This is a genomic window from Pseudomonas sp. NPDC088885, from assembly GCF_044750025.1.
GTDB classification, from domain to species: domain Bacteria; phylum Pseudomonadota; class Gammaproteobacteria; order Pseudomonadales; family Pseudomonadaceae; genus Aquipseudomonas; species Aquipseudomonas rustica.
This window is the reverse complement of the sequence record NZ_JBIVJB010000233.1, coordinates 1-1,801: the sequence shown is the minus strand read 5'-3', so window position 1 is coordinate 1,801 and position 1,801 is coordinate 1. Positions and strand designations below refer to the sequence as shown.

Annotated in this window: 2 protein-coding genes; both read left to right on the top strand. The window is 60.4% G+C overall.

Annotated features, from left to right (window positions below; genetic code table 11):
• Positions 1–1,067, top strand: a 1,067-nt coding sequence (locus ACIP1X_RS28835; protein ID WP_400755969.1) for a glutamate--tRNA ligase family protein, incomplete at its 5' end; no start/stop codon positions are given.
• Positions 1,068–1,089: 22 nt separating this feature from the next.
• The coding region (gene cysS / locus ACIP1X_RS28830; protein ID WP_400755968.1) for a cysteine--tRNA ligase at positions 1,090–1,801 on the top strand (712 nt) is incomplete at its 3' end.

Here is a 1,801-nt window from a genome sequence, read left to right as displayed (position 1 = left end):
AGCGTTGGTTCGCGCACGGTCACAGTGGGCTGGCCACCAGTGAGCGCGACGTTACGATCCTGCGCGACCGTGCCATCACCCACTCGATCTGCACCCTGGAATTCGAAAGCCATCGTCCGCTGTACGAGTGGTTCCTCGACGCGCTGCCAGTGCCGGCGCACCCGCGTCAGTACGAGTTCAGCCGCCTGAACCTCAACTACACCATCACCAGCAAGCGCAAGCTCAAGCAACTGGTCGATGAAAAGCACGTGCATGGCTGGGACGATCCGCGCATGTCCACGTTGTCGGGCTTCCGCCGCCGTGGCTACACGCCGAAATCGATCCGCAACTTCTGCGAAATGGTCGGCACCAACCGTTCCGACGGCGTGGTTGACTTCGGCATGCTCGAATTCAGCATCCGTGATGACCTCGACCACACCGCGCCGCGTGCCATGTGCGTCCTGCGTCCACTGAAAGTCGTGATCACCAACTACCCGGAAGGCCAGGTCGAGAACCTCGAACTGCCGCGCCACCCGAAAGAAGACATGGGCGTGCGCGCGCTGCCGTTCGCCCGGGAAATCTACATCGACCGTGACGACTTCATGGAAGAGCCGCCGAAGGGCTACAAGCGCCTGGAACCGGCCGGTGAAGTGCGTCTGCGCGGCAGCTACGTGATCCGTGCCGACGAAGCGATCAAGGACGCCGACGGCAACATCGTCGAACTGCGTTGCTCGTACGACCCGGAAACCCTCGGTAAAAACCCTGAAGGCCGCAAGGTCAAGGGCGTGATCCACTGGGTACCGGCCGCGGCCAGCGTCGAGTGCGAAGTGCGTCTGTACGATCGTCTGTTCCGTTCGGCGAACCCTGAGAAGGCTGAAGACAGCGCAAGTTTCCTCGACAACATCAACCCTGATTCGCTGCAGGTACTCACCGGTTGTCGTGCGGAGCCATCGCTTGGCAATGCGCAGCCGGAAGACCGTTTCCAGTTCGAGCGCGAAGGCTACTTCGTCGCCGATTTGAAGGACTCGAAACCAGGTCAGCCGGTATTCAACCGTACCGTGACCCTGCGTGATTCGTGGGGCCAGTGATTCAGCGTCAAGGAAATTAAAAGTGCTGACGATTTACAACACGCTCACCAAGAGCAAAGAAGTCTTCAAACCGCTGGATGGCAACAATGTGCGCATGTACGTCTGCGGGATGACCGTGTATGACTACTGCCACATCGGCCACGGCCGCAGCATGGTCGCGTTCGACCTGGTGACCCGTTGGTTGCGCTTCAGCGGTTACAACCTGACGTACGTGCGCAACATCACCGACATTGAAGACAAGATCATCAATCGTGCCCGCGAAAACGGCGAGCCGTACGACGCGCTGACCGAGCGCATGATCACCGCGATGCACGAGGACGAGGCGCGTCTCAACATCCTCAAACCGGACATGGAGCCGCGTGCCACCGATCATATTCCCGGCATGCTGAGCATGATCCAGACCTTGATCGACAAGGGTTACGCCTACGCCCCGGGCAATGGCGACGTGTACTACCGCGTCGCCAAATTCATGGGCTACGGCAAACTGTCGCGCAAGAAAATCGAAGACCTGCGCATCGGCGCGCGTATTGAAGTCGACGAAGCCAAGCAGGATCCGTTGGACTTCGTGCTGTGGAAAGCCACCAAACCGGGCGAGCCAAGCTGGGAATCGCCGTGGGGCGCCGGGCGTCCGGGCTGGCACATCGAGTGCTCGGTGATGTCCACCTGCTGCCTCGGCGAGACCTTCGATATTCATGGCGGCGGCAGCGACCTCGAGTTCCCGCACCACGAAAACG